Here is a 26,630-nt window from a genome sequence, read left to right as displayed (position 1 = left end):
GAGTTTTCGCTGTGGCGGGCCGCGGACCGCGGCCGGCCGCCGAGGGTCTCGGGCTCTCAGGCCGAGCTGCGCCGCCGTCGCCGGTGGGCCAGCTCATCGCCCGGATGGGCCGCCGCCGGCTGACCAGGGCGCTCACAGGGCAGTTCCGCGAGCTGGCCGCGCATGTCCTCCAGGGCCCGGCCCACCGCGATGGCGAAAACGCCCTGGCCGCCCCGGACGAGATCGATGACCTCGTCGTCCGAGGTGCACTCGTAGACGGTCGAGCCGTCGCTGATCAGCGTCAGATGGGCGAGGTCCGCCACTCCCCTGGTCCGCAGGTGCTCCACCGCCGCCCGGATGTTCTGCAACGACACCCCGGCTTCCAGCAGCTTGCGGACGACCCGCAGCACCAGCACATCCCGGAACGAGTAGAGCCGCTGGCTGCCGGACCCGCTGGCACCCCGCACGCTCGGCGCCACCAGCCCGGTCCGGGCCCAGTAGTCGAGCTGGCGGTAGGTGATACCCGCCGCCGCACAGGCGGTGGGTCCCCGGTAGCCGACATCATCCCCCGGCGGCTGCGGTATCTCGTCGCCGAAGAGCTGCCCCTGCTCGATCATGGTCGCCTGCTCGTCGTCCCCCCAGTGGGGATCCGCATCGTCCGGCGCCACCCGCGCGGCCGCCCCGATCGAGGTGCCACTCTTCACCAGTCCCATCCTCCGGACAGTCCGGGAGCCTCACGGCCCGCCCGCCGACGATGCCGCACACCGTCACCGCCGTCGCGCCGAGGCGCGTCGCGCAGCCCGACGCGCCGCGACATGAGCGCGCGCTCCCCTGCGCGGCGGTGAACCCCGGTGCCCCGCCAACCACTGGCTCGGCAACCGGTTCGCCCGACCGTAGGGGCGGGGCATCGTCCCTTCAATGATCCAAGCCGGCGTGTCCGTCGTCCAGTGGACATGCGGGCGTCAAACAGCGGAGTTCGGGTTTATTTTGGCGAAACATCCGCGATTGGGACACATCGGGCGCCGTGCTCGGCCGTCGCCGTAGCCGCGACCAGCGGGCCGGCCGAACCGACCAGTGATCACGAGCCCGGCGTGTTGAAGTCCTCCGGCGAGATGGTGTCCAGGAACTCCCGGAACTTCTCCAGCTCGCTCTCCTGCTCCTGTTCCTGCTCCTCGGGGACCGTGATGCCGGCCTCCGCCAGCACCGCCTCCACGCCGTACACGGGCGCGCCCATCCGCATGGCCAGGGCGATCGCGTCCGAGGGCCGGGCGGAGACCTCGACCCCGTTACCGAAGACCAGGGTGGCGAAGAACACGCCGTCCTGCAGGTCGGTGATGGTGACCTGGGTCAGCTCCGTCTGCAGGGCGCGCAGGACGTCCCGCATCAGGTCGTGGGTCATCGGGCGGGCCGTCGTGATGCCCTCCTGGGCGAAGGCGATGGCTGTGGCCTCGACCGCTCCGATCCAGATCGGCAGGTACCTCTCGCCCCCCACCTCCTTGAGCAGAACGATCGGCTGCTTCGACGGAAGCTCGACACGCACGCCGACGATGTCCAGCCGATGCACCGATCTACCTCCTAGCGCAGGTGGGGCAGGGTGGGACGCTGTGACCGGAGCCGGAAAACCCCACGAGGAGACAGTATCCCCGCTACCGCCCCGCGTCAGCGCGCCCGCCGGTTCTCACTTTCCGTACGGACTCGCACCATGTGCGTAGTGGGTATGTGCTACCCCGACCGGCTCGAGGCAAGCCGGGTACGCAGCAGCGCGGCATGCATGCGCACCAGCAGCGTCGCAAGCTCGTCGACGGTCTGCGCGGCCCGCCCGTCGGGCTCGCCCAGCCGCCCTGAGCGCAGCGGTGCCACGGCGGCCTCGATGAGACCTGCCTCACGGTCCGCCGCGGCACGGGCGGCACGTAGGTGGCGCACCTGGACTCCGTGCGAGGCGAGCAGGGCCACGGTACGGGCCACCAGCAGTGCGTCGGAGTCGTAGTACCCGCCACCGGCGATGGGCCCGACAAGCCCGTTGCCCTCCAGGTCGGCGAGGACGTCGTCGTCCAGGCCGCTGGCGGCCAGCAGCTCCCGGCGCGACAGGCGGACCCGCTCGGCGCCGATCAGGGCGTCCAGGCCATGCCCGACAGGGCGGTCCGGGACGGCCCGAGGCCCCGGGCGGGGCAGCGCGGTGTCGCCGCGGTCCAGCGCGGCCAGCTCTTCCTTGATCACCCGGAGCGGGAGGTAACGCTCGCGCTGGGCATGCAGAACATGCCGAAGCCGCAGAACGTCGTCCGGCGAGTACTTCCGGTAGTTGGAGCTGGTGCGTGCCGGCTCGACCAGCCCCTCGGACTCCAGGTAGCGGATCTTCGAGAGGGTGATGTCGGGGTACTCGGCTCGCAGCCGGTCCAGGACCTCGCCGATGTTCAGCGTCTTCGCGGCGTCCTCGGCCCGGGCGGACGGACTGCGCCGGGCCACGCCCGGCCTGAACTCCTCCGCACGGCCCGACGGGCGCATCGACTCCGCCGCGGCGCCGCCGCCGCTCACCGCGCCGTACCCCCGCTCACCGGACGCCGACCCCGCCGTAGGTCGCACCGGTCAGGAAGACCAGGCGGAACTTGCCGATCTGGACCTCGTCACCACCGGTCAGCTCGGCGGAGTCGATCCGCTCGCGGTTCAGGTACGTGCCGTTGAGACTGCCGACGTCACGGACGGAGAAACCCTTCGTGTAGGGCGAGCGGTGGAACTCGGCATGCCGGCGGGAAACGGTCACGTCATCCAGAAAGATGTCGCTCTCCGGATGGCGCCCGACGGTGGTGAGGTCCGCATCCAGCAGGAACCGGCTACCCGCGTTCGGCCCCCGCTTGACGACAAGCAGGGCGGAGCCCGGCGGAAGCGCATCGACCGCGGCGACGGCGTCGCGCTCGGTCGAGTCGTCGACATGGTCGCCTTCGATACCGGAGAGGGCCGCGGCAAGGTTCAGGGTCGACGTCTGCTCCGCGGGTCGCTCCGGCGCCACGGGCTCGCCCGGACGTACCAGAGGCGACCCGCACCGCGCGCAGTACAGCGCGTCGGACGGGTTCTGCTGGCCGCACCTCGTGCAGAACACAGTCTCGTCCGCTTCCTGCCGGTCGCCCGCACGCGGGTGGCCGGCCGCTCGGTCCGCCGCCCTCACGGCGGCTGGAGTGGTGCCCGACAGGGGTGGACCCGAAGTACCCGGCGAAACCCGAGGTACCCGAGCCATCACCGCACGCGGACGGTCGAACACGGCAGTGGCCGCACCGATCCCGTCACGGCGCACTCCGAGGCTAGTGCATCAGGAGCACCGTCGTGAAAAGGATGCGCCGGGCGATTGTTCGGCGTGGCGTCACCGGACGCATGCGGCGAGCGCAGGCCGCTTGACAATCCGTCCGAGCCGACATAACGGACAGATAGCCACAGCACCGACGATGGGCGCCACTCCGAGCAGCTATGCACGGCCGGCTCATGACCGGCCTGCCACGATGCGTGTACGGATCGCCTGACTTTTCCGGAAGCCGGTCTACTGAGCCCTCTCCATCTCACGCCTGTCGGGCGCTGTCGCGGCAGGCCGGAGCCGACGGTGGAAAGGACTCACTGCTCCTTGACGTGGTCCCGGTACTGCGCCGCGTCGAGGAGCTCGTCGAGCACCGACGGATCCGCCACCGTGACCTCGACCAGCCAACCGTCGCCGTACGGGTCCGAGTTCACCAGCTCCGGTGCGGAGGACAGCACCTCGTTGCGTGCGGTGACCGTGCCCGAGACGGGCGCGTAGATGTCCGACACGCTCTTGGTCGACTCGACCTCGCCGCACGGCTCACCCTCCGAGACCTCCTCCCCGACCTCGGGTAGCGAGACGAAGACGATGTCACCGAGCGCCTCCTGGGCGTACGCGGTGATACCGACACGCACCCGGTTCCCGTCGGCCCGGGCCCACTCGTGCTCACGGGTGTATTTCAGGTCGTCGGGATACAGCGCAATCGCCTCCTGGGTCGTGGTGTCGCACACCGGCCGATCAGTCCGCCGGACGGGCGAAACGGGGGCTCGGCACGGTGCGCAGGGCCCCGATCTCGATCCGGTCGGAGTTCGTGATCTCGGCCTGCGCGCCATCCCGGGTAGCTACCGTATCGAGCACCCCGCCGGGGATCCGCATCGCCTGGGCAAGTGTGTGCGCCTCCCCGATCACGCGCAGCACGTAGGGCGCGGCGACTGTGGCGCCGTCCACCGTCATCCCCCCGCCAGGGGCGTCGATGATGTAGGTCGAGGCCACGACGCGCACCCCGGACAGCTCGATGGCCTCGGCGCCGGCGTCCCGCAGCTCCTGGAGTGCGTCGACGAGGATCCAGGCGTCGACCTTGCCGCGCGGGTCACTGACCGTGAGCGTCAGGCCCGGCCCGGCAACCGGGGCTGTCCCCGCGAGCACCGCCAGCGTGTCGGCCTCCTGACGGGCCCGGTCGAGCTCGACCTGGGCGCGGCCGTCGTCCGCGAGCGCCGCGCGGGTCTCCTGCAGCCCGCTCGCCTCGACCTGTAGCCGCTGCCCACCGATCGAGAGGCTGTCCAGCCGGCTCGCGAGCTCGTCCGGACGCACCCGGGCGAGATGGTCCGCCGAGTCCGCCGATCGGATCACGACGGTGACCCCGAACCCGAGCAGCGCGAGCATCAGGATCGACGCGAGCCGAACGAGCCGAAGCCGGGAACCACCACTCGGTGTCCCGTTCCCGACAGTCGGGGAGGCGACAGCCGGGGCGGGCGAGGGCGGGACAGGTGCGGGCGGGACAGGTGCGGGCGGGACAGGTGGGGGCGGGACAGGTGCGGGCGGGACAGGTGGGGGCGGGACAGGTGGGGGCGGGACAGGTGGGGGCGGGACAGGTGGGGGCGGGACAGGTGGGGGCGGGGCGGGCCCGACCACACCGTCTGTCGTCACGACTTCAGCACCAGACGGCGGATCGTGCTGGCGTTCGTGAAGATCCTGATCCCGAAGACGACGAGCACCGCGGTCGAGAGCGCACCACCCACCCCCAGCGCGTCACCCAGGGCGACGAGCGCGACCGCCAGCACGACATTCGACAGGAAGGACACGACGAAGACACGGTCGGAGAAGACGCGTTCCAGCGCCGCGCGCAGCCCTCCGACCGCCGCGTCGACCGCGGCCAGGACAGCCACCGGCAGATACGGATCCAGCCACCCGGGCGGTTGTGGTGTGGCCAGCAGCCCGGCGAGGACTCCGACGACGATCGCGACCAGGCCGGTGATCGCGGGCGCACGTGTCATGATCCACTCCCTCGGGCGTATCGGAGGTTGGGGTCCGCGGCCGCCGGCAGCGTCACCGCGCCGAGCCGGGCGATTGTCACCGCGTCCGGTGGCGCGCCGGCCCGGGTACGCAGCCGCACGGTGACCGGCGCGGCCGAGACCCTGGACACGATCGCCGCGGAGTCGCCGATGGCGTCGAGGACGTAGGGAGCCTCGACCGCGCTGAGCCCCACCAGGATCGCGTCACCCGCCGCGCGTATGGCGCTCAGCGCGGTAAGCCGAACACCGTTGACCGCCACCGCCTCGGCGCCCGCGCTCCACAGCAGGTTCACCATGTCGGCCAGGTCGTGGTCGGCGAGCCGGCCGCCCGGCGTCAGCTCCGCCGTCGGCCGCGGGTTTCCCGCGTCCGCGGGCGGGCCGGCCGCCGGGTCGGTGAGGGTCAGGCGCACCCCTGGGCCCCGGGCCGCCGCCAGCCCCGCCGGAGCGGCCAGCGCACCGATCCGTGCGGTGGCGGTGTCCCAGGCATCGTCGGCGGACCGCTGGCGCGCGCGCAGGTCCGCGATGGCAGAACGCAGCTCACGCACGTCGGCGGCCAGATCGTCCCGGTGCACCGAGCGCGTCTCGTACTCGGCGCTCAGCCGCGCCCGCAGCCGCTCCCCCGCCGGCGCGGCCGCCACCCCCTCGCGGATGGTCAGTGCTGTCAGCAGCCCCGTCAGCAGCAGCGCGAGCGGCATGGCGAGCGAATGCCAGCGGTTGCGCCGCGCGCGACGAGACCCCCGCCGACGCCCCGCCCGGCTGGACGACGCCTGCGCGTAGCCCGGATCGAGCGCCGTCGCGGCCACCCGCTCGAGCGCCGTCTGGGTCCGTGCCTGCACATCCGGCATTCTTGCCGATGCCCGAACCGGAGCCGTGACCTCCCCGCCGCGTTCCGCAGCCCGCGCCCCGCGCCGGCGGGCCGCCACAGCTCGCGGCCGACCGGTCAGCGCTGGCCGGTGGTGGCCTCCACGGGGGGCGTGGCCTCCACCACGGCGCTCCAACGGCGGAGAAGCCGCTGCGCGTCGCCCAGGTCCGCGGCCTCGGCCCACAGGTGGGTCACAGCCTCGGACGGGTCCGGCAACACGAGCGCCCACGAACCATCCGGGTTCACGACCCGCACACCGTCCGTCGTGTCCACCTGTGTCTCGGAGTCACTGCCGACCGACTCGACGACGCGGCGCATGACCAGCCCCTTCTCCGCCCACGGCGTGGGCACCGAGGACCGGACCATCGCCACCGGCGGGATCCGCGCGTCGATCGCGCTCAGGGTGAGCCGGGTCCGCGCGACCAGCGCGACCAGCCGGATGAACGCGGCGAGACCGTCGATCACCGGCGCGAACTCGGGAACGACGAACCCGCCCTTGCCGTCGGCCGCGAACACGACCCGTTCGTCCTCGACCATCTTGGACAGCCCCGCGCCCGACATCGGCATCCGCCGCACGGTCAGCCCGTGGAACCGGCTGACCTGGTCGGCGACCCGCGTGGTGGCGACCGGCACCGCGACCGTGGCCCCGCGGTTCTCCGCCGCGACCAGGTCGAGCATGACCAGCAGCGCCCGCTCGTCGCTGATCAGGTCACCGCGCTCGTCGACGATCGTGATCCGCTCACCGATGTGGTCGAACCGGACCCCGAACGCGGCCCGCGAGCTCGCCACCAGCGCACCGAGCCGGTCAAGAGCCCTGCGTTCCTGCGCCGCACCGCGCTCGGGGTACGTCTCGTCCAGCCGGCCGTTGACCGTCAGGACGTCCACGCCGAGCCGGCCGAGCAGCGTCGGCAGCAGCAGCGACGCCGCTCCCCCGGACGGGTCGACGACCACCTTGAGGTCCGCCTCGGCCAGCCCGCTGGTGTCGACCCGGTCCAGCAGGTCCTGGCTGTAGACATCGGCCGTGCGCGCGGGGAAGCGCAGGTCACCGATCTCGCCGGGGAAGGCCCGGCGGAACTCCTGCCGGCTGAAGACCCGGTCGAGCTTGCGCTGCGCGGCCGGCGAGAGGTCGTGGCCGTCCGCGTCGAGGAAGACGATGTCGATACGTTCCGCGTCGCCGGGCTTGGATCGCAGCATGATGCCGCCGGCCGCGTCGGAGGTCCGCACGTCGAACCGCGCGACCGGCAGCGGGGCGACCTCCAGGTCACGGACGTTGATCGCGCCCGCCGTCAGCGCGCTGATCACCGCGCGCTTGAGCGCCCGGGCGGCCCGGGAGCCGTCACGGGCCGTCGTGACGGTGGTCCCCTTCTTCAGGGTCGTCGCGTAGGCGCTGGTCAGCCGGACCACCAGCTCGGGCGTGATCTCCGCGTTGACCAGCCCGGAGACGCCGCGCGGCCCGAACAGCGAGCGCTGCCCGCGCGACTCCCAGATCACGCTGGTGTTGACGACCGCCCCGGCCTCGATCGTCTTGAACGGGTACACCTTGACGTCGTGGGAGACGAACGCCTCCTCCTGGATGACGCACTCGTCCCCGATGACCGCGCCCTCCTCGATACGCGCGGCCCGCAGCACGTCGGTGCTCTTGCCGATCACGCAGCCGCGCAGGTTCGTCCGCGGCCCGATCAGCGCGTTGTCCTGGACGACCGCGCGGTGCAGGAAGGCGCCGCGCTTCACCACCACGTTGCTGCCGAGCACGGTGAACTCGCGCAGTTCCGCGCCGGCCTCGACCTTGCTGTAGTCACCGACCATCAGCGGGCCCTTGAGGACGGCGTCCGGGTGCACGTCCGCGTCCTCGCCGATCCACACGCCCGGGGAGAGCTCGAAACCGCCGATCTCGACGTCCACCTGCCGGTTCAGCACGTCGGCCTGGGCCCGCTGGAAGCTGGCGATGGTGCCCACGTCCTCCCAGTAGCCGCCGGCGACGTAGCCGAAGACCGGGGCGCCGGCCTCGACCAGCCGCGGGAAGACGTCCCCCGACCAGTCGACCGCCTCGCCCGCCGGGACGTACCCGAGCACCTCCGGCTCCATCACGTAGATGCCGGTGTTCACCGTGTCCGAGAACACCTGGCCCCAGGTCGGCTTCTCCAGGAAGCGGGAGATCCGCCCGTCCTCGCCCGCGATGACGATGCCGAACTCCAACGGGTCCGGTACCGACTTGAGCGCGACGGTGACCAGCGCGCCCTGCTCCCGATGAAAGGCGACGAGGTCGGTCAGGTCGATGTCGGTCAGCGCGTCACCGCTGATGACGAGGAACTGCTCGTCCCGCAGCGCGTCCTCGGCGTTCTTGACGCTGCCGGCGGTACCCAGTGGGGTTGTCTCGGTGGCGTAGGACAGGTGCATGCCCAGCTCGTCACCAGACCCGAAGTAGTTCCGGATCATCGCCGCGAGGAACTGGACCGTCACGACGGTCTCGTCGAACCCGTGCCGTTTGAGCAGGCGCAGGACATGTTCCATGATCGGCCGGTTGACGACCGGCAGCAGTGGCTTCGGCAGGTTCGCGGTCAGCGGCCGCAGCCGGGTGCCCTCGCCGCCCGCCATGACGACGGCTCTCACGGCCTTACCTCCCGATCTTCCCGGACGTCGCGGACGCCACCGGCCGTGCGCGTTCGACGGCGAGGCGGCGGGCCTGTTCGAAGTAGAGGAGGCCGGACCACCAGTACAGGGCGACACCCCAGATGGCGAACGCCCACCCGACCGGACGTGCCGCCGTGGCCAGCCACGAATCGCCGGCCGACAGCAACAGCAGCGGGAAGGCGTAGAGCAGGTTGAAGGTCGCGGCCTTGCCCAGGTAGTGGACGGGAAGGGCGGTACCGACACCGAGCTGGCGCAGGATCGGCACCAGCAGCAGCAGTGCGGCGTCCCGGGCGACGAGAAGTACCGCGAACCACAACGGGACGATGTCGCGCAGGGTGAGGGCGACGATCGTGGCGAGGATGTAGAGCCGGTCGGCCAGCGGGTCGAGCATCACCCCGAGCCGGCTGGTCTGGTTCAGGACCCGGGCGAGCTTGCCGTCGAGGTAGTCGCTCACGCCGGCGAAGGCAAGCACCCCGAGTGCCGCGCCGTCCGCCTCCGGCCCGAGCGCGAGCCACAGGAACAGCGGGACGCCCAGCAACCGCAGACCTGACAGCAGGTTCGGAATGGTCCAGATCCGGTCGGAGGCCTGCGTAGCCGCCGTCACGCCGAGTCCCTCCTCCCCGACCCGGCCATGCGCGTGGCGGCACCGACGGTGCCAACGGCCTCGCGCGCCGACCTCGGGACGCGGGTCGTGCCCTGACGCTAGCGGATGTGCGTCGCTGAGGTCATCGAGTGTCGTTCGCGGCGGGCCACCATCACATGATCCGTCCGACCTTGTAGGTGGAGCTGTAGATCGGCCGCAGCGACACCACACCACCGGTCTGCGGCGCGGCCCACATGTAGCCGTTCCCCGCGTAGATACCCACGTGGTAGATGTTGTTCTCGGTACCGTAGAAGATCAGGTCGCCCGGCTGCTTGCCGGACTGCGGGACGTGGGTCGAGGCGTTGTACTGCCCCTGTGCCGTACGCGGCAACGATCGGCCGAGCTGCTTGAAGACGTACTGCACCAACCCTGAGCAGTCGAACGAGTAGGGACCCTCCGCCCCCCACACGTACGGCTTGCCCTTCTGCAGCGAGGCCAGGTAGACCGCTTTCTCCCCGATGGAGCTGCCCGGGATCACCGAGGGGATCGCCTGGCTGACGCTGGAACGCGACGCCGACGACGACGTCGGCGCCTTGATGGTGATCGTGGCCGACGTGGCGACCGACGGCCGCAGCGCGCTCGTGCCGTCGAACACCGCGGTGATCGTGGTCGTGCTGAGCAGCCGTGCGGTGATCTGGGCCTGGCCGTTCGTGTCGGTAGTGAGCGCCCGGGTCGTCTGCCACTTCGGCCCGTTGACCACCACGATGCGGACCTGCTGGTTGCCCAGCGGGGTGCCGCTCGCCTCTCTGGCCCGCACCGTGAGGACCACCGGCGCGTTCGGGGCCACGCTGGCGTTGTCGGTGGTCAGCTCGATGTTGGTGAAGATCGGCTCGGAGGAGGCGATCGCCCCCGCCAACGGCGCGGCGGCGGCCGCGACCGCCGCGGCGGCCTCGTCCTCGGAAGCGCCCTGGCCCTGGCCTGGTAGCACGGACGCCGTCTGGGTCGTGCCCGGCTCAAGGGATGCGGAGGCGTCCGGCGTTGACGGGACGGTCGCGGCGAACGCGGCGGTGGATGCGGCGAGCGTCCCGGTCGTGAAGGCGGCGATCGTCGCGGCGCGCCGGGGCGGCTGGCCACCTCGTCGGGAGCCGGTGCCGGATCGGACGTTCGAGGAGCGCTGCCGCCCCTTGACGAACTGGTCCCAGTCCTCGGGCAGCCAGGCAATTCCGCGACGGGGCAACGCGAGTCCTTCTCTCTCCGGCGCCTGCGACACGCGCTGCCAGGTTCGGCAACGCGCCGTCCCACCGGCCGCGACCGGCCGACGGGAACCAGACCGGTCGACCAGCAGATCGGGCACGGGGGTACCCGCTTGCCGGCAGCCGACATCCCTCGTCCTGCCCCACCTGTCTCGGAGGGGTCGTCAAGCCGGGGGCAGGACGCGGCGCTTCGGCTTGACGCTTTACATACATCGGGCGGTGCTCGGCACTCTCGATTAGATCTGCGCGCAGGTGCCGATGCTGAAGATAGTGGACTTCGACAGTCGGCCGACAATCACCCCCCGCACAACAATCACCCACCACACCCCGCGATCACGATGCGGAAATAGCCGCTTACTTTCTGTCGGAGCGAACCGGCCGCGCGCCCCCCGGATCGACCCGCGCTCCCAGCCCGGGCAATACCCCGCGGAGCCTGCCTGGTATAGGGAATCCGGCGGCACCCGCAGGGGTGGACGGCGGCCCGGACGGCCATCGGCGGCGACCGAAGCCCCACCCCCGGACCGCGGTCTGACACCGCTGGCGAGCGCCTGTGCGTCGCCTCCAGGCAATGCGCTCGAAACACAATGCGAAGGCCGTCCGTAGACCGGATACCACCCTTGGTGGTGCATCACGCGAACACCCCCGTGTACCGCCGGCAGTGCCATCGCCGCCGCACCGCCAAGCAGGCAGCGCCCAGGCAATACACATTGGCCACGCGAATCACACACCGACGTGCCGGAATCGGGCCGCGCCGCCACCCTGCGCATCCCCGGCCCCCCGGAAGACCAGCGCAGGACCACTGAATGGAATCCCGACCGTTGGCGACCCACCGGGAACACCCCGGGCCCCGCTGCCGGGTCGAGTCCGTGACCGAGCCCCGCCACGCGATCGCCATGCTGGTACGACGGGCGATCACCGCCGGGATGCCGTTCGCCTGGGTGACCATGGAGCGGGTCGAAGCCGCGCCAGGCGTGCTCGGTGGTCCGGCAACTGGCCGAACCAGCGACGGGCCGAACCGGCGACGGGCCGAACCGGTGCACACCTGACGCGGCTGGGACTCAGGTTCGGCCTACTCGCGGGCCGCGCTCACGACCACCACCGATGTGGTGGTCCCGTCCGCTGAGCGCGTTTCCAGAGCGAGACCGGGCAGGCCGGCCTCCTGCGCGCACTGAGCGAGCGCGCTGGTGACCTTCGGGTCGGGAGCGTCGGGGAGGTCAGGTGCCGGGCCGTCGCCAGCCCCCGCCTCGCCCACGAACACCGGACCCTCATCTGAATCCGTGTCGCTGTCGCTGTGGAGCACCGGGCCTTCGCCGGAACCCCACTCGCCACGGAGCACCGGGCCGCCGCTGCCCGCCGCGCCGGGCACGCCGGCCGGGCCGGGCACGCCGGCCGGGCCGGAACCCGAACCGGCGACGACCGGCCCGTCCGCCGGCGGAAGGCCCAGTACCTGCGTGGTGCCGGGAGCGGGGAAGGTCACCCCGGCGTCCTGCAGGCACTTCGTGACGGTCGCGTTCTGCTCCGCGGTAAGTGGTTCGATCGAGGGCGGGCCACCGACGGCACCGGGTGCGGGCGCGTACTGCCCGCAGGCTTCCACCGCCTTCGACCCGTGCTCGGAGTCGATCACCAGGCGCACCGTTCGCCGATGGCTTCCCGACGATTCGGTCTGCACCTGGGCGCCGTTCTCCTTGAGGCACCGGGTGTAGTCGTCGTTGCCCGGCGGGAGGGCCGGCGCACCGGACGCTGCGGTACCTGATTCAGGCGTGCCCGCGGGCCCGGCCGCCATCGCTGCGGCGGTGCTGCCAGTGCAGGCCGCCAGCACGAGCGCCGTCCCGAGCAGCACGCGCGCGGACCAGTGTCGTCTCATCAGTCACCTCACCTCGTGGCCGGCGCGGTTTCGCCGGCCACGAACAGATCTATTGACCGAGCGATCCGGGGCCCGTAAGCGTCGCGGCTTACGCTTTCTTTATGGCCCGCGGTCGATGATCGGCGTAGGTGGAGAGGCGGCTGCGTGCGGATCCTGGTGGTCGAGGACGAGGTGATCCTGGCGGAGGCCATCGCCGAAGGCCTGCGCCAGCGGGCCATGGCGGTGGACACCTGCGGGGACGGGGCGAGCGCCCTGGAGCTGGCAGCGCTCCATCCCTACGACGTGATCGTGCTCGACCGGGATCTTCCCGTGGTGCACGGCGACGATGTGTGCCGGGCTGTGGTGGCCGCCGGCGGCGACACCCGGGTCATCATGCTGACTGCCTCGGGGGACGTCGCCGACCGGGTGCACGGGTTCGGGGTGGGGGCCGACGACTATCTGACCAAGCCGTTCGCGTTCGCGGAGCTGGTCGCCCGGGTGCAGGCGCTGGGCCGGCGGGCCCGTGCCGCGGTGCCGCCGGTACTTCGCCGCGCCGGTGTCGAGCTGGACGTGCCGCGGCACCAGGTGTCCCGGGACGGTCGTTTCATCCTGCTGTCCCGCAAGGAGTTCGCCGTCCTGGAGGTTCTCATGCGGGCCGACGGGGCTGTGGTCAGTGCCGAGGAGCTCTTGGAGAAGGCGTGGGATTCCAACGTCGATCCGTTCACCAACGCGGTACGGATGGCGGTGATGACGTTGCGCCGCAAGCTGGGATCGCCGCCGCTGATCGAGACCGTGGCCGGGGTCGGATACCGTCTGGGCAACTGAGGCAGCGCCGGCCGAGGGCGATGTCGGTCAAGGTCCGGCTCGCGCTGATGTGCGGCGGCCTGTTCCTCCTCAGCGGTGTGGTGTTGCTGACCGTCAACTACGTCCTGGTACGCGCCGCGCTGCCGTCGGCGACCATCGCCGCCGGAACCGCCTTCGGCGCAACCGGTTCGACCGGCGCGGCGCCCGGAGCACCGGAGTCCGCATCGCCCGGAGATCTCGCGGCGCCCGGAGATCCAGTGTCGCCGGGAGATTCCGTGTCGCCGGGACTCGGTGTCGGCGTGCCTGGTCCGGGCCCGGATTCCAGCATCCTGACCGTGGTGAGCGCGGTCCGCAGCTATCGCGGGGACGTATTGAACACCCTGCTGGTGCAGTCCGGGGTGGCGATCGGGGCGACGCTGGTCCTCGCACTGCTGCTGGGGTGGGTGGCCGCCGACCGGACTTTGCGGCCCGTGCACGCGGTGGTCTCGACGGCCCGCCGGCTCGGCGCGGACAACCTTGACGCCCGGATCCGGCTGCGCGGGCCGCGCGACGAGCTGACCGAGCTGGCCGACGCCTTCGACGAGATGCTCGATCGGCTGGCTGGGTCCTTCGACGGCCAGCGCCGGTTCGTGGCCAACGCGTCACACGAGCTGCGCACCCCGTTGGCCGCGCAGCGAACCCTTGTCGAGGTCGCGATGGAGCGCCCCGGGGCCGATCCGGCCCTGCACGATCTGGGCACCCGCCTGCTGACCTTGAACGTACGTATCGAGGCGCTCATCGAGGGACTGCTGGTGTTGGCGCGCAGCGACCGTGGGCTCGCCTCCCGGCAGGTGGTGCGCATCGGCGAAGTCGTCTCGGCTGTCGTCGACATGCACCGCCCGGTCGCCACCGCGGCCGGGGTGGACCTGCGATGGGAGCACACGGGCCGAGACCGTGCCGCGGCGCCGGCCTACGCCGTATGGGGCGACCGGCTGCTGCTGGAGCGGATGGTCTCCAACCTGGTGGACAACGCGATCAAGTACAACCGGCCTGGCGGGACGGTGTGGGTACGTGAGGGTGGGGATCCGGTCCTGTCCGTCACCAACACCGGCCCGCCGGTGCGGCTGTCCTCGGCCGCCGACCTGTTCGAGCCGTTCAGCCGGGCAGGGCGGGGATCATGGAGTCCGGAGCGCGGTGCCGGCCTCGGCCTGTCGATCGTCGCCTCGATCGCCCGCGCCCACGGCGGCTCGGTCCGGGCCGTGTCCCGGCCCGAAGGCGGCCTGGAGATGGATGTCTTCCTGCCGGCCCAGCCACCGCCGCTGCCACCGCCACCGGCGAACTCCAAGCTCGCGCCGACCGGCCAGCCAGCCCGTTCCGCTTCCCGACCGGGCTCTGTGACACCGGCCGGGTGAGGCCATCGGGAGGCCATTTGTCCCCAACACAATGCCCCCACCGCCATCGGGACATCCGAGCCGCTATTGCGCACCTGGCACTGCCGAGACCGGCCGGCCCGGAACCACCGGCAGTGATGACTGCGCCGCAGGCCCGCCTGCAGGTGCTGTCGGGTTTGGCAGCACCGCCGGAGCCGGACCGGCTGGAGCCGGCGCCGCGGAGCCGGCCGGAGCGGGACCAACCGGAGCAGGCGCAGGTGACGCCGTCGAGGCGGGTGCCACCGCTGTCCCGCCCGGCGCGGCTGGTCCGACAGCGGTGGAAGGCGCCACGGGAATGCTGTTGGCGTGCGCGTAGACGATCAGGTTGCTGAGGTAGTGCTTGGTCTTCTCGTCAAAGGCACCGGTGCAGGTGATCAGACGCAGCTCCGGACGGGTCACCGGCCCGTAGGCCCGATCGGTCGGGAACGCCTTCTTGGTCACGTCCTCGGTCCGGTCGACGGTGAAGGTCGTCTTCAGGCCGGCCGGAGACGAGACCTCGATCTGGTCACCGGGACGCAGCGCCCGCAGCCGGTAGAACACCGCCGGTCCAGAGGTCGAGTCGTAGTGGCCGACGAGCACTGAGGGCCCCATCGCGCCCGGTGCCGGGCCCTTGTCGTACCAGCCGACCTCTCCCCACTTCTTCGGCACGTCCAGCGAGCTGTCGGCGTTGAGCCCGAGCCGGATGATCGGGGCGTCCACGCCGATCACGGGGATCCGCACCCGGGTCGGATCGGTCACCACGACCGGCGGGAGCGTCGGAAGGGGCGTCACGCTCGCGCCCGGGGCGCCGGAAGCACCCGGAGCGCCCGCTCCGCCGGCGCGACCGACGTCCGTACCTAGGCCGCTCACCGCCACACGCTCCGTGTCCGAAGGAGTATCGGAACCGACATCGGCCAGGCGGAACCCGCTTCCGACGATCAGCACCGCGCCCGCGACGAGCAGGAGGCGTGAAAACGTCATCCGCGTCGGCGACCGCCCCGACTCCGCACGTCCCACAGCGCTCTCCGTCCTCCTGGAGCCTCCCGGGACGATCTCCCGCGACGACCTCCAGGAACTACGTAACGTGATGCTAACGACACGAGGAAGATGCGGACCGTAGTCAGGGGCCGCGTCGCACGAGAGCGCGCACCAGCCGCGGCCACATCGACCAAGCGAGGGCGATGGGCACAGGGAGCGCGGCTCACCTCAAGTCCCGCAATGGAATGCCACACCGTCCGCGACCGAGCCCACGGCCGTTCGAACCTGTCGCACCACGCCGTCTCGCTGCGTCCCATCCGGACCAGTCCTCGCTATGGTGTCACTCGCAGTGATCGGGTAGTCACCATGCGTGAGAGAGGGGACCAAATGAGGAAGGGAATGGGACGGAGCGCCGCGCTTCTCGCCATGTCGAGCGCGGCTTCCGTCATCCTCACCTTCGGGCCGGGCCTGACGGCCGCGCACGCCGACATCTTTGATGACAAGGGCAAGTGCGCCGACCATAAGGACAAGGACGACTGGGACATCTTCGGCGACAAGGACAAGGACCACAAGGACGACAAGGAAGCCCGCGCCGCGGTCGACGACAAGGTCGACGGCAGGGACGGCAAGGACCTTGACAAGGACGACAAGTTCGACGACAAGGACCGGGACAAGGACGACAAGGACGACTGGTTCGCCGACAAGGACCGCGACAAGGACCGGGACTGCGCGGTCGGCGCCGGTGTCATCGCAGGTGGCGCGGTCGGCGTCGGCGTCGGCGGTGCCCCGGCGGGCGGCGTCGGTGCCGGTGGCGGCGGCGCGGCCGGCGGGGACAACTCGCCGCTGCTGCCGATCGCCGGAGCCGGCCTCGGCGCCCTCCTGATCGGCGCAGGGATGCGTCGTCGCGGGCACGGGTCCATCTGAGCCGACCCTCCCCAGAAATGAGGATGGGATCGGCCGGTGTGCGTTCGCCGCACCGGCCGATCCCGGATCTCAGTCGGGCCACGGCACCCGCGCACCCCCCACGGACGCGGCCGATCTCCCATGCGATACGGTTGGGTCAGCCAACCAGCACCGCAGGCAGGCACCACTTCCGATCGTTGGGGGCGGCGTCACACCTCACGACTCGCAGCCGGTCCACCCGGCGCGGTCGGGGCGCCGGTTTTCCGGTAAGGTAACGTTGGTCAGCACGGGACGTGGCGCAGCTTGGTAGCGCACCAGACTGGGGGTCTGGGGGTCGCAGGTTCAAATCCTGTCGTCCCGACAGGTGAAACGCCTCTTCTACCGATCCAGGTGGAAGAGGCTTTCGTTTTTCATGGGGCGCTCCGCCACCTGGGCCGCTCCGCCGCCAGCAGTACGGTGCTGTCGGAATGTGCGGTCGTACCGCACCCTGCCAGCCTCATGACTGTGCGGCCAGCCTCATGACTGTGCGCCGGTGTCTGCCGCGACAGGGGCGCAATCCATTCGCAGGCCGCTGGACGGCGAGCAAAAGAACGGGGGCGATTCGCCCGGCCACGAGCGGGATGCGAATATCGTTCCGTGCACGGGGGTGTGGGGGAACGGCATGACTATTTCGTGTCCTATGCGCCGGCCGACCATGAGTGGGCCGCGTGGATCGCGTGGCAGCTTGAGCACGCCGGTTACAGCGTGCTGGTGGCAGCCTGGGACGTCGTTCCGGGCAGCATCCGGATGGGGACTCTGGATCGGGTACGCGCTTGCGACCAGGTGCTCGCCGTTCTCTCCCCGGACTACCTGACGTCGGTTTACGGGACCGCGGAGTGGCGGCTGGCGTGGACGGACGACCCTGACGGCGACAAACGACGCCTGGTGCCGGTACGGGTACAGAGCTGCGAGCCGCCGAGCGTACTCAGCTTTGTCACGCCGATCGATCTGGTCGGCCTCGATGAGTCCGGCGCCCGCGACCGCCTTCTGGCCGGTATCACGGCCTCGAGGACGGGTCGGGGCAAGCCTACCGGCGAGGTTCCGTTTCCAGGGCCAGAAGGGAAGGGGCGGAAGTCCGCTCCGTATCGAGGCAACGGCACGGAGGCGGCGGCACCACCTTTCCCAAGGCAACAGAACACAGGGTCACAACGGCCGGCACCGGCCGGCGGCCGTGCGTCCACCGGCAGCCTGGAGCGCGCTCCAGCGCCGGCGTCCTGGGCATTACCGGCGACATTGGATGGCTGGGCACTCACCGAGCTCGAGGCCGCTCTTTCCCCCCTGCATGCGACGGTCAGGACGCCGGTGGTCTGGGATGACGAGGCGTTGTCGGCCCTCAAGGCCGACATGGACAGCCGGCTGCCGTCGCTCGAGACCAGCTATGTCGCCTGGGTCGCCGAGAACCTCACCTTCGCACTACGCACGACAACGTTTCTGCGCCAGTGGATACCCGGGCTGACGACGACGGCGCTTCGGCGCGCGTTGAACGCCACCCTGACCGGCGTCGCGGGCACAGAGAGGATGCCTGTCGCACAGACGACACGTGCTCTGGACTATGTCGCCTGGGTCGCGCTGCGGTACCCGGACGCCGCCGGGCCGACCTGCCAGCGCACGCTGGTGGACTTCGTCATTCGGCTGGCATGCGAGACCGGCTCCGATCCGTGGAGTGGTGCGTTCACCGAGTGGGCCGTCTCGATGGAGGACTGGAACGAGGTGAACGAACGGCGCCTCTCGCTCGTCGAGAAATGGGAGAAAGGAAGATGGCGGCTGGTCGTCAGTCTCTACTCACATGAGGGATCCTGGCCAGAACAGATCGAGGGATGGCTTGTGGACGACTCCGGCAACGAAAAACCGCGGTCATACCCAATCTCCCAGGAGCATCTCGTGGAGCCGCCCGGGGAGGAGAGAACGAGTCGGGAGGTCGTGAAGGTGCTCGAATGGGCCCGGTGGGACCAGGACCGCCATGTCCAGCAGGTGGACCTGGCCGTCCCGACAAAGCTCCTCGCCGACGGGCCGAACGGCTGGCGACCCGAGGAGATCGACGTCGGACCGATGCTGGGAACCATGTACCGCGTCACAATCCGGTGGAGCGATCGGCTCCGCCGTGGCCGTGGACTCCTGTCCGCGGACCGGCGCCTCGAAAGCATCAGCAGCTCGGTCGCGGTGCCGCCAGTACACTGGATTGATCCTGCGGATACCGCCGACCCGCACGAGCTACGGCGCCAGCTCAAGAAGGGGCGTTATCCCGAACAGGCCCTGGGTGTGCTCGCCACGCCGTCTACAGATCTGGCCGCCCTGCTCGAGGTTCTTCTGGACTTCTCCCCCATCGTGCTGTGGTCGGACTCCGCTCCGACGACGGTCTGGCCCGACATCAAACACGCGGTCGGCACCCGCTGGGGGGAGCAGTTACCGCACGATCTCATCCGAGCCTATCTGCAACGCCGCCAGTCGACGCCTGGCACGACCGAAGCACCGCCGCTGTCCTTCCTGCGAGCGGTGTGGGAGGACAAAGGCTGGCTGAAGTTCTGCCAGTCGCAGATCAGACGTGGAGCTGAGAAATGACCTGGATGCCGTATTACCGAGGCGACGGGTCGCCTCCCGACAAGCCGGTCACGCTCCCGCCCCGCCCCCGTGGCGGCGTTTGGCCCGCCTCGCCGGCAGTGCCCCCGTCCAGCCGCTCGACTTCCAGCCGCCCGACGGGCTCGTGGAGGCGGTCAATGCCGCCCTGTCGCTGCGCCGGCCGCTGCTGCTGACCGGTGCTCCGGGTTCCGGGAAGTCGACCGTCGCATTGTCGGTCGCCCGGGAGCTCGGGCTTGGTGAGCCGCTGTGGTGGCCGGTCACCTCCCGCAGCACGCTTGAGGATGCGCTGTTCAGGTACGACGCACTGGGCCGTCTCTACGCCAAGCAGCTTGGGGAGCGGGACGAGCTCACGCGTTTCCTTCGGCTGGGCCCGCTCGGCACCGCCCTGGCACCGTCCAAAATCCCGAAGGTGCTGCTCGTGGACGAGCTCGACAAGAGCGACGTCGACCTGCCCGGCGACCTGCTGAACGTCCTCGAGCGGGGCGAGTTCGAGATCGACGTGCTCAAGCGCCACTCCGAGGACACCTTCGACGTCCGCCTGGACGGCGGCCCTGACACCTGCCGGATCAGCGGCGGGGTCGTGCGCTGCCAGGAGTTTCCCGTCATCGTTGCGACCAGCAACGGGGACCGTGAGTTCCCGCCGCCGTTCCTCCGCCGGTGCATTCGTTTCACCATGCCCGATCCTGATCCGGAGTTCCTGGGCCGCATTGTCGACGCCTGTCTGGCCGGCCTGGATCCGGCGACCCGGGCGGGTGTGGATGAGCTGCTCACCAGCTTCGCCGAACGGATCCGCCGACGGGAGACACTCGCCACCGACCAGCTTCTGAACGCGGTCTACCTGGTGACCCGCGACATGCCTCCGGAAGGCGAGCAACGCAGGCGGCTGGAGGAACTGCTCACCAGGGATCTGTCCACGACATGACCTCGGCCGCCGGTCTCGTTCGCAGCCTCCGGGATGTCGGAATACACATCGACCCGGAGGCGCTTGCGGACGCCCTGCTGTTGGCCCTCCGGGCCGGCGGCATACCGCGCGCCGGCGACGGCGATGCCGGCGAGGCAGTCCAGCGCACGTCAGGTCCCGACAGCGCCGAGCACACGCACACCGACGCCGCGGATCCCCCGGGGCCGAAAGGGCTGCGGCTACTCGGGCCCAACCGGCCGGCATCGGGGACGACATCGGCGCGGAGCCCGGTCTTCGACACCCGCGCGAGCGAAGGCACGATCCGCGCGCATGAGGTCTTCGTGCCCCGGGCCCGCGCGCTGCCTCGCCCGCTCGGCCTGGCCCGCGCGGCACGGCCGCTGCGGATGTCCCACCGCAACGGGATCAGACAGACCCTGGACCTGGCGGCGACCGCTGCCGCCTACGCCGACACAGGGAGTTTCCTGCCCATCCTCCGGCCGGTGCCGGAACGGCGGTTCGACCTCGAGCTCATCGTCGACGACACGGCCACCATGGCGGTGTGGCAGGGACTGGCCGTCGAGCTCTTCGCTGTCTTCCAGCAGGCCGGCGTCTTCCGGACCGTCCGCCAGTCATTTCTTGATCTTGATGGTGATCTGGTGCTCTCCGACGCCTCGCACCGCCATGTGCCGTTGTCCCGGCTACGCGGTGCGCAGTCCCGCCGTCTCGTCGTGCTGTTCACGGACTGCATGCATCCAGCCTGGGCCACGGACACGCTGCCGGAGCTGGCCTGGACGCTGGGTTCGGCCGCACCCACGGTCCTGGTCAATCCCCTTCCGTCGCGGCTGTGGGACCAGACCGCACTGGGCGGCGCGGGAACTCGGTGGGCCCACCTGACGAACCGGCAGCCCGGTGCGAACAATCGCCACCTTGCCGTCGCCGCGGCAAGCCCGGAGCGACCGCTTCCGGGATCATCGTGGGCGCCGCTTCCGGTGGTCACGGTTGCGCCCTACTCCCTTGCGGCCTGGGCCGCGCTGCTGGCCGGCCGGGCACAGATCAGTGCCGGTGGCGTCCTGTTCAACCAGGACACCGGGCCGGGCACCGACGACAGCGGGCCTGCTCCTGGCCCAGCCGGTGCCAGCAAGAATCCTCCGCGGGAGATCGACGAGCAGTCGGCGGCCGAACTCGTGCAGGCCTTTCGGCTGTCCGCCCCCGCTGCCGCGTTCCGGCTCGCGGTCCTCGGCGCCACAAATCCGACGCTCTCGCTGTCCGTCTTACAGCTGCTCCGTCAGGAGGTCGTCGTCGACGCCAACGTCAGCGACCTCGCCGAGTTCATCGTCAGCGGGCTGGTTAAGGTCGATCGTGACCGCCACGGCGAGGTGATCCTGACCTACCACCACGAAATGGTGCGCCAGGCACTCCTGCGGTCGATGGCCGCCAGTGACAGGTGGGCCGTCGTGCGGGCTCTCAGCAACTTTGTGCCTCGTCAGGACGGCCGGGCGCCGCGTTTCGCGGCTGCGGCGGCCGGCCCGACCGGTGACGTCCGCGTTCCCCCCGGCCTGGCCCCGTTCGCCACCGCTGACCAGGCCACCCTTCACCGGCTCGGTGTGAGGTCCAGCCCAGCAACGCGGGTCGACCCGATCGCACAGTCCGGCACCCGGGCTGCCGGACCACCTCGCCAGGCCCCATCCACCGGGAGCGCCCAGCCGGCGGGGCCGCGACCGCCGGCCCCGGAGCTGACGAGCGGGCTCCAGGAGTTCCAGGAGCTGCGGGAAAGGAAGGAGATTCGCCGAGCCGAGCCGCTCCCGCAGGCGCCCAGGGATGCGCCGTCATACCGCGGGCCGCTGCGACGTCTGCGCGACGCGGTCCGGTTCCAGCGTCCGGACTTCCAGGGGGTTACCGAAGCCGAGCGGGTTGGAGCCTTCCCGCGGGAGGTGCGTTGCCCGATCTGCCTGTACGTCTTCGATGAATGGCCGGACGCGTACGAGGGCGAGTTCTACGAGTACGACCCCCAACGGGACGTGTACGAGCCCGTCGACGAGGAGGTTCTGCGGCACTTCCGGGAGGACGATCTGGACCCGCGGCGGCTGCGATTCCAGGCCTGGCTGGCGACCAAATACCTCCGGTGCCCGAACCCGTTCAAGGACACGGCGCACTACCTCTTCTATCCCTATGGCTGGTACGGCGACCCGTTCGTCATCGGGATGGTCGGGGCGACCGCGGTCGGCAAGAGCCACCTGCTCGCGGCGATGATCGGCCAGCTGGTGAGCCAGCGCGGCCTCGACGACCTCGGCCTGTCGGTGACGGCGGTCGACCCGCGTCGGCACCGCGAATACGTGCGCACCCAGGTGAACCCGCTGCTGGTCCGGTCGGAGGTACTGCCCGCCACCCTGGCGACGTCGAAGGCGGTGTCCTTCGTGGACGCCGTGATCATCACGAACCTCTGGACGGGACGGAGCCGCCTCGTCACCTTCTACGACATCAGAGGCGAGGATTTCGACGGCAACGGGCGTTCCGCCGACTTCGTGAACGCCGCCGGAGGCCTGGTCTTCGTCGTCGACCCGCATCACAGCGGGCTCGTGGGCCGGACGAGAAGAACCGAGGACAAGGCGTTCAACGCGGTACTCGCGAAGCTCAGGCTCGCCGGCCGGATGGATCCCCATACCGGCCTGTACGACGTCGACGCCGCGGTCGTCGTCAACAAATCGGACCTCTTGCGGTTCCAGCCCCCCGTCCAGGACTGGTACCACCGGAAAAGCCCGCGGGACGTCGTCGATCTTGATCTCTTCCTGGAGGAGAGCCGCGACGCGTACGCCCTCCTGCACAGCCAGAACGCGGCCGCCTGGCTCGCGCCGGTACATGAATGCCGGCGGGCGACCCTCCACTTCGCCTCGGCGACCGGCGTCGACGTCATTCCCGCGCAAGGCGGCCAGGGGCCCCGGTTCTACGACCGAGTGCAGCCGAACCGGGTGCTGGAACCGCTGGTGGCGCTTTTGACGAACGCCGGCATCATCGACCCCACGGTCCTCTACAGCCAGGATCCGAACAGCCGGGCCGAAAAAGCGGGCATCTGAACGGGGCGGATCAGGCGCGGCGGTCGGCGCGTTCGCGGACCCGGATCGAGATCTCGATCGGGGTGCCGGCGAAGCCGAAGTCCTCCCGCAGCTTGCGCTCCAGGAACCGCCGGTACGCCGACTCCAGGAAGCCGGTGGTGAACACGACGAAGCGGGGCGGGCGCACCCCGGCCTGGGTCGCGAACAGCACGCGGGGGATCTTGCCGCCCCGTGACGGCGGCGGCGTCGCGGCGACGATCTCGGTGAGCCAGGCGTTGAGACGCCCCGTCGGGATGCGGGTGCCCCAGGACTCCAGCGAGGTGCGCAGGGCCGGCGCGAGCTTGTCCGTGGCACGGCCGGTGCGGGCGGAGATGTTCACCCGAGGCGCCCAGGCGACGCGGCCCAGGTCCCGGACGATCTCCTGCTCCAGGTCGAGCCGGCGCTCGGTGTCGAGCAGGTCCCACTTGTTGAACGCCAGCACGAGGGCCCGCCCGGCTTCGGTGACCATGCTGATGATCCGCTGGTCCTGCTCGGTGATGGGCTCGTCGGCGGCGAGCAGCACGATCGCGACCTCGGCGGCCTCCAGAGCGGACGCCGTCCGCAGCGAGGAGTAGTACTCCGCGCCGGACGCCTCCTTCACCCGCCGCCGCAGCCCGGCCGTGTCGATGAACATCCAGGTCTCGCCGCCGACGGTGACGAGCTCGTCCACCGGGTCGCGGGTGGTGCCGGCGACGTCGTGCACCAGCGAGCGCTCGGCACCCACGATCTTGTTGAGCAGGCTGGACTTGCCGACGTTCGGCCGGCCGATCAGCGCCACCCGCCGCGGGCCGTCCTCCTCGACGAAGCGTTCCCTGGGCGCCTCGGGCAGCACCGCGAGGACCGCGTCGAGCAGGTCACCGCTGCCGCGGCCGTGCAGCGCGGAGACGGGGTAGGGCTCGCCCAGGCCCAGGCTCCACAGCGCGGCCGCGTCGGCCTCGGTCCGCGCGTCGTCGACCTTGTTCGCCGCGAGGATGACCGGCCGGCCCGACCGGTGCAGGACCCGGGCGACGGCCTCGTCCGCGTCGGTCGCGCCGACCGTGGTGTCGATGACGAACAGCACACCGTCGGCCGTGTCGAGGGCGGCCCGGGCCTGCTCGGCCACCCTGGCGGCGAGGCCGCGGGCGTCCGGCTCCCAGCCGCCGGTGTCGACGACGGTGAACCGACGGCCGTTCCAGACCGCGTCGTAGGCGACGCGGTCGCGGGTGACGCCGGGAGTGTCCTCGACGACCGCGGCGCGGCGGCCGAGGATGCGGTTGACCAGCGTCGACTTGCCGACGTTGGGCCGCCCGACGACGGCGAGCACCGGCTGCCCGCCGGCGGCCGGCCCCGACGCCGAGGAGCTCCGGCCCGCGAGGTCGTCGTGGGTCTCGGCGGCGAGGTCTTCGATGTTCATGACTGCTGCACTCCGGCTCGGGCTGGACATCCGGCTCGGGCTGGACATCTCGGTGGGTGGTTGACGAGCTGCCCTTCCGTGGACGGCGGGCCCGTCCGACGCACCCGGAACAAACAGCGATCCGGTAGAACTTACTCCGCCGACGCGGATTCCCCGGACGCACCGGCACGCACGGTCGTCAGATGGTCGGCCAGACGCACCCGGATGTCCTCCGCGACGGCGGCGAGCGCCCGCCGGGACCGGGGGTTCGCCGGCACCTCCACCGCGAACGGCTCCCCGAACACCACCCGGCACTTCACCGAACGCCGTGGCCAGCGCGCGCCCTTCGGCAGTGCGTCCCCGGTGTTGATGCAGGCCACCGGCAGCACCCGGCACCGCCCGTGCACCGCGAGGTAGGCGATGCCGTGCTGGACGGCGGCCATCTCGCCGCTGCCGCGGGTTCCCTCGGGGAAGACGCCGATGGCCCCGCCGCGGCTGAGCTCGTCCAGCGCGGTGTGCAGCGCGGCCCGGTCCGGGCGCCCGCGGTCCACCGGGATCTGGCCGACGAACGTCAGCCACCAGCCCACGATGCCCTTGTACATCTCGGACTTCACCAGGCACCGCACGGTGCGCGGCGCCTCGATGACGACCAGCGGGCCGTCCATCCAGCTGCTGTGGTTGCCGGCGAAGATCAGGGGCTCGTCGCGGGGAATGTTCTCCCAGCCCTCGTGGGTGACGCTCATCACGAGGTGGTTGAGCACCCAGCGCACCGGCGGCTTGAGCACGCGGTGCGTGATGTCGTTGAACGGCTTGGACGCCGCACCGCGGTGCGCCGGCGCCGCGCCTCGGGCCCCGGCCCGGCTCGCTGCCGTGGACGCGGCGGCCGTGGCGGCCGGGGACGCGGCGGCGGCCGGGGACGTGACCGAGGACGAGGCGGTGGGCTGGGCGGCCAGCTCGGCCGGTCGCGCCAGCGCCACCTGCGCCGCGGGCGCCCCCGCGGCCTCCTCAGCCGCGCTCACCGTGTCGACGGCGCCCGCCCCTTTGGCGCCGACGGCGGCGGCATCATCCACCGCCGGTGCGCCACTCTGGCCGGCCGGGCCCGCCGGACTGACCGGTCCGTCCGAGCTGGTAACGGCGTCCGGACTGGTAACGGCGTCCGGACTGGTAACGGCGTCCGGACTGGTCATGGTGTCGGCGCCAGGAGGTGCTCGCTGCGGCGCATGACCTCGTCCACCACCTCGCTGACCGACAGCGCGCTGGAGTCCAGCACGATGGCGCCCTCCGGGATGGACAGCGGGTCGACCGTCCGGGAGCTGTCGAGCGCGTCCCGCCGGTCGAGCTCGGCGAGGGTGCGGGCCACGTCGTCGACGCCCTTCTCCCCCAGCTGGCGGGACCGCCGCAGCGCGCGCACCTCGGTCGACGCGGTGAGGAAGACCTTCACGGGGGCGTCCGGGGCGACGACCGAGCCGATGTCGCGGCCCTCGACCACGATGCCGCCGGCGGCGAGCGACTCGGCGATGATCTCTCGCTGCTGGGCGACGAGTCGCGCCCGCACCGCGGGAACGGCCGCGATCGCGCTCACCGCGTTGGTGACGGCCCGGGTGCGGATCTGCTCGTCGAGGTTGACGCCGTCGACGTGGATCGTCGACTGGTCCGGGTCGGTGCCGATCGTGAGCACGGTGCGCTCGGCGACCTCCGCGACCGCGACCGGGTCCTCGATGTCGATGCGCCGGTCCAGAGCGACCTGGGTGATCGCCCGGTACATGGCACCCGTGTCCAGGTACCGCAGCCGCAGCTGACGTGCGATCTGCCTGGAAACGGTGCTCTTCCCGGAGCCGCCGGGCCCGTCCACCGCGACCACGAGGCCGCCGGCGGCGGACCGGGCGGGGTCGGGCGCGGGAGCGGCTCCCGCCTGCGACGAGGACGAAGACCGCGTGGTCTCCTGGTCCTCCGTCACGAAAACATCGTCGTGGCTGCCGGTGGTCGCAACCCCCGGCGCAGCGGACCCGTCGTCGGGGCTCACCCGTCTCCTCCGTCCGGACGCGTGTCTGTCGACCCGCATGTTTCTGTGCAACCGGCCGGCGGCGCCGAACCCACGCACCGAGGTCCCCGGGGCATGGGCCGTTGGTCCCTGCG

General features: G+C 71.1%; 23 protein-coding genes and 1 tRNA gene. 8 read left to right on the top strand and 16 right to left on the bottom strand.

The annotated features are described in order from the left end of the window. Positions 1 to 56 precede the first annotated feature (56 nt). The 11 genes from FREUN1FDRAFT_RS12335 to FREUN1FDRAFT_RS12285 all read right to left on the bottom strand — a co-directional run bounded on the left by FREUN1FDRAFT_RS12335 (position 57) and on the right by FREUN1FDRAFT_RS12285 (position 10,584). Positions 57 to 683 (bottom strand): MerR family transcriptional regulator, encoded by a 627-nt coding sequence (locus FREUN1FDRAFT_RS12335; protein ID WP_006540375.1) that lies wholly within the window; start codon positions 681 to 683, stop codon positions 57 to 59. A 374-nt stretch (positions 684 to 1,057) separates the two neighbouring features. Further along, the gene (locus tag FREUN1FDRAFT_RS12330; RefSeq protein WP_006540374.1) at positions 1,058 to 1,543 is read right to left on the bottom strand and encodes a bifunctional nuclease family protein; all 486 of its coding nucleotides are present in this window, start codon (positions 1,541 to 1,543) and stop codon (positions 1,058 to 1,060) included. A 158-nt stretch (positions 1,544 to 1,701) separates the two neighbouring features. After that, on the bottom strand, positions 1,702 to 2,511 hold the full coding sequence (locus FREUN1FDRAFT_RS12325; protein ID WP_006540373.1) for a MerR family transcriptional regulator: 810 nt from the start codon (positions 2,509 to 2,511) through the stop codon (positions 1,702 to 1,704). A gap of 16 nt (positions 2,512 to 2,527) precedes the next feature. After that, positions 2,528 to 3,073: an FHA domain-containing protein gene (locus FREUN1FDRAFT_RS12320; RefSeq protein ID WP_006540372.1), complete on the bottom strand. Its 546-nt coding sequence runs from the start codon at positions 3,071 to 3,073 to the stop codon at positions 2,528 to 2,530. Positions 3,074 to 3,576: 503 nt separating this feature from the next. Further along, positions 3,577 to 3,957 carry a glycine cleavage system protein GcvH gene (gene gcvH / locus FREUN1FDRAFT_RS12315; protein WP_035951388.1) on the bottom strand — a complete coding sequence of 127 codons (381 nt, stop codon included), beginning with the start codon at positions 3,955 to 3,957 and terminating at the stop codon, positions 3,577 to 3,579. A gap of 40 nt (positions 3,958 to 3,997) precedes the next feature. Next, positions 3,998 to 4,642, bottom strand: coding sequence for a DUF881 domain-containing protein (locus tag FREUN1FDRAFT_RS12310; RefSeq protein ID WP_006540370.1), 645 nt, complete (start codon positions 4,640 to 4,642; stop codon positions 3,998 to 4,000). A 260-nt stretch (positions 4,643 to 4,902) separates the two neighbouring features. Next, the gene (locus tag FREUN1FDRAFT_RS12305; RefSeq protein ID WP_006540369.1) at positions 4,903 to 5,253 is read right to left on the bottom strand and encodes a small basic family protein; all 351 of its coding nucleotides are present in this window, start codon (positions 5,251 to 5,253) and stop codon (positions 4,903 to 4,905) included. Next, positions 5,250 to 6,116 (bottom strand): DUF881 domain-containing protein, encoded by an 867-nt coding sequence (locus tag FREUN1FDRAFT_RS12300; RefSeq protein WP_006540368.1) that lies wholly within the window; start codon positions 6,114 to 6,116, stop codon positions 5,250 to 5,252. Before FREUN1FDRAFT_RS12300 ends, FREUN1FDRAFT_RS12305 begins: the two co-directional genes overlap by 4 nt. 95 nt (positions 6,117 to 6,211) lie before the next feature. After that, positions 6,212 to 8,728, bottom strand: coding sequence for a mannose-1-phosphate guanyltransferase (locus tag FREUN1FDRAFT_RS12295; RefSeq protein WP_035951381.1), 2,517 nt, complete (start codon positions 8,726 to 8,728; stop codon positions 6,212 to 6,214). Positions 8,729 to 8,747: 19 nt separating this feature from the next. Next, the gene (locus tag FREUN1FDRAFT_RS12290; RefSeq protein ID WP_006540366.1) at positions 8,748 to 9,368 is read right to left on the bottom strand and encodes a CDP-alcohol phosphatidyltransferase family protein; all 621 of its coding nucleotides are present in this window, start codon (positions 9,366 to 9,368) and stop codon (positions 8,748 to 8,750) included. 151 nt (positions 9,369 to 9,519) lie between these two features. Continuing rightward, positions 9,520 to 10,584 (bottom strand): C40 family peptidase, encoded by a 1,065-nt coding sequence (locus tag FREUN1FDRAFT_RS12285; RefSeq protein WP_006540365.1) that lies wholly within the window; start codon positions 10,582 to 10,584, stop codon positions 9,520 to 9,522. An 819-nt stretch (positions 10,585 to 11,403) separates the two neighbouring features. Here FREUN1FDRAFT_RS12285 and FREUN1FDRAFT_RS12280 point away from each other — a divergent pair. Beyond that, complete coding sequence (locus FREUN1FDRAFT_RS12280) at positions 11,404 to 11,646, top strand: hypothetical protein (RefSeq protein ID WP_006540364.1); 243 nt, start codon at positions 11,404 to 11,406, stop codon at positions 11,644 to 11,646. 23 nt (positions 11,647 to 11,669) lie between these two features. Here the strand turns inward: FREUN1FDRAFT_RS12280 and FREUN1FDRAFT_RS12275 are convergent, their stop codons facing one another. Further along, positions 11,670 to 12,464 carry a hypothetical protein gene (locus FREUN1FDRAFT_RS12275; protein ID WP_006540363.1) on the bottom strand — a complete coding sequence of 265 codons (795 nt, stop codon included), beginning with the start codon at positions 12,462 to 12,464 and terminating at the stop codon, positions 11,670 to 11,672. A 144-nt stretch (positions 12,465 to 12,608) separates the two neighbouring features. Here FREUN1FDRAFT_RS12275 and FREUN1FDRAFT_RS12270 point away from each other — a divergent pair, with 144 nt between their 5' ends. Together FREUN1FDRAFT_RS12270 and FREUN1FDRAFT_RS12265 are read left to right on the top strand one after the other, a co-directional pair. After that, positions 12,609 to 13,268, top strand: a complete 660-nt coding sequence (locus FREUN1FDRAFT_RS12270) for a response regulator transcription factor (protein ID WP_006540362.1) — start codon at positions 12,609 to 12,611, stop codon at positions 13,266 to 13,268. Positions 13,269 to 13,288: 20 nt separating this feature from the next. Next, positions 13,289 to 14,638: a HAMP domain-containing sensor histidine kinase gene (locus FREUN1FDRAFT_RS12265; protein WP_006540361.1), complete on the top strand. Its 1,350-nt coding sequence runs from the start codon at positions 13,289 to 13,291 to the stop codon at positions 14,636 to 14,638. A 63-nt stretch (positions 14,639 to 14,701) separates the two neighbouring features. Here FREUN1FDRAFT_RS12265 and FREUN1FDRAFT_RS12260 read toward each other — a convergent pair whose 3' ends face one another. Continuing rightward, on the bottom strand, positions 14,702 to 15,616 hold the full coding sequence (locus FREUN1FDRAFT_RS12260; RefSeq protein WP_083828669.1) for a class F sortase: 915 nt from the start codon (positions 15,614 to 15,616) through the stop codon (positions 14,702 to 14,704). A 384-nt stretch (positions 15,617 to 16,000) separates the two neighbouring features. Between FREUN1FDRAFT_RS12260 and FREUN1FDRAFT_RS12255 the strand changes: the two genes are divergently transcribed. The 5 genes from FREUN1FDRAFT_RS12255 (at position 16,001) to FREUN1FDRAFT_RS46190 (ending at position 23,104) form a co-directional block, all read left to right on the top strand. Next, on the top strand, positions 16,001 to 16,537 hold the full coding sequence (locus tag FREUN1FDRAFT_RS12255) for a hypothetical protein (RefSeq protein WP_006540359.1): 537 nt from the start codon (positions 16,001 to 16,003) through the stop codon (positions 16,535 to 16,537). Positions 16,538 to 16,803: 266 nt separating this feature from the next. Next, a tRNA-Pro gene (locus FREUN1FDRAFT_RS12250) sits at positions 16,804 to 16,877 on the top strand. A gap of 311 nt (positions 16,878 to 17,188) precedes the next feature. Then, positions 17,189 to 19,114, top strand: coding sequence for a TIR domain-containing protein (locus FREUN1FDRAFT_RS40640; RefSeq protein ID WP_232295155.1), 1,926 nt, complete (start codon positions 17,189 to 17,191; stop codon positions 19,112 to 19,114). A gap of 79 nt (positions 19,115 to 19,193) precedes the next feature. After that, positions 19,194 to 20,054, top strand: coding sequence for a MoxR family ATPase (locus FREUN1FDRAFT_RS12240; RefSeq protein WP_006540357.1), 861 nt, complete (start codon positions 19,194 to 19,196; stop codon positions 20,052 to 20,054). After that, a complete protein-coding gene (locus tag FREUN1FDRAFT_RS46190) occupies positions 20,051 to 23,104 on the top strand; it encodes an SAV_2336 N-terminal domain-related protein (protein ID WP_006540356.1) in 3,054 nt (1,017 codons plus the stop codon). The genes FREUN1FDRAFT_RS12240 and FREUN1FDRAFT_RS46190 overlap by 4 nt, the downstream gene beginning before the upstream one ends. Positions 23,105 to 23,114: 10 nt before the next feature. Here the strand turns inward: FREUN1FDRAFT_RS46190 and der are convergent, their stop codons facing one another. The 3 genes from der to cmk form a co-directional block, all read right to left on the bottom strand. Next, on the bottom strand, positions 23,115 to 24,515 hold the full coding sequence (gene der / locus FREUN1FDRAFT_RS12230) for a ribosome biogenesis GTPase Der (RefSeq protein WP_006540355.1): 1,401 nt from the start codon (positions 24,513 to 24,515) through the stop codon (positions 23,115 to 23,117). Between the two features lie 131 nt (positions 24,516 to 24,646). Beyond that, positions 24,647 to 25,681 (bottom strand): 1-acyl-sn-glycerol-3-phosphate acyltransferase, encoded by a 1,035-nt coding sequence (locus tag FREUN1FDRAFT_RS12225; RefSeq protein ID WP_006540354.1) that lies wholly within the window; start codon positions 25,679 to 25,681, stop codon positions 24,647 to 24,649. Beyond that, positions 25,678 to 26,517 carry a (d)CMP kinase gene (gene cmk, locus FREUN1FDRAFT_RS12220; protein ID WP_006540353.1) on the bottom strand — a complete coding sequence of 280 codons (840 nt, stop codon included), beginning with the start codon at positions 26,515 to 26,517 and terminating at the stop codon, positions 25,678 to 25,680. Before cmk ends, FREUN1FDRAFT_RS12225 begins: the two co-directional genes overlap by 4 nt. Between the last annotated feature and the right edge of the window lie 113 nt (positions 26,518 to 26,630).

The sequence above is a fragment of the Parafrankia sp. EUN1f genome (assembly GCF_000177675.1).
Classification (GTDB): Bacteria; Actinomycetota; Actinomycetes; order Frankiales; family Frankiaceae; genus Parafrankia.
Note: the sequence above shows the minus strand (reverse complement) of the source record. Positions and strands in the feature narration are given on the sequence as shown.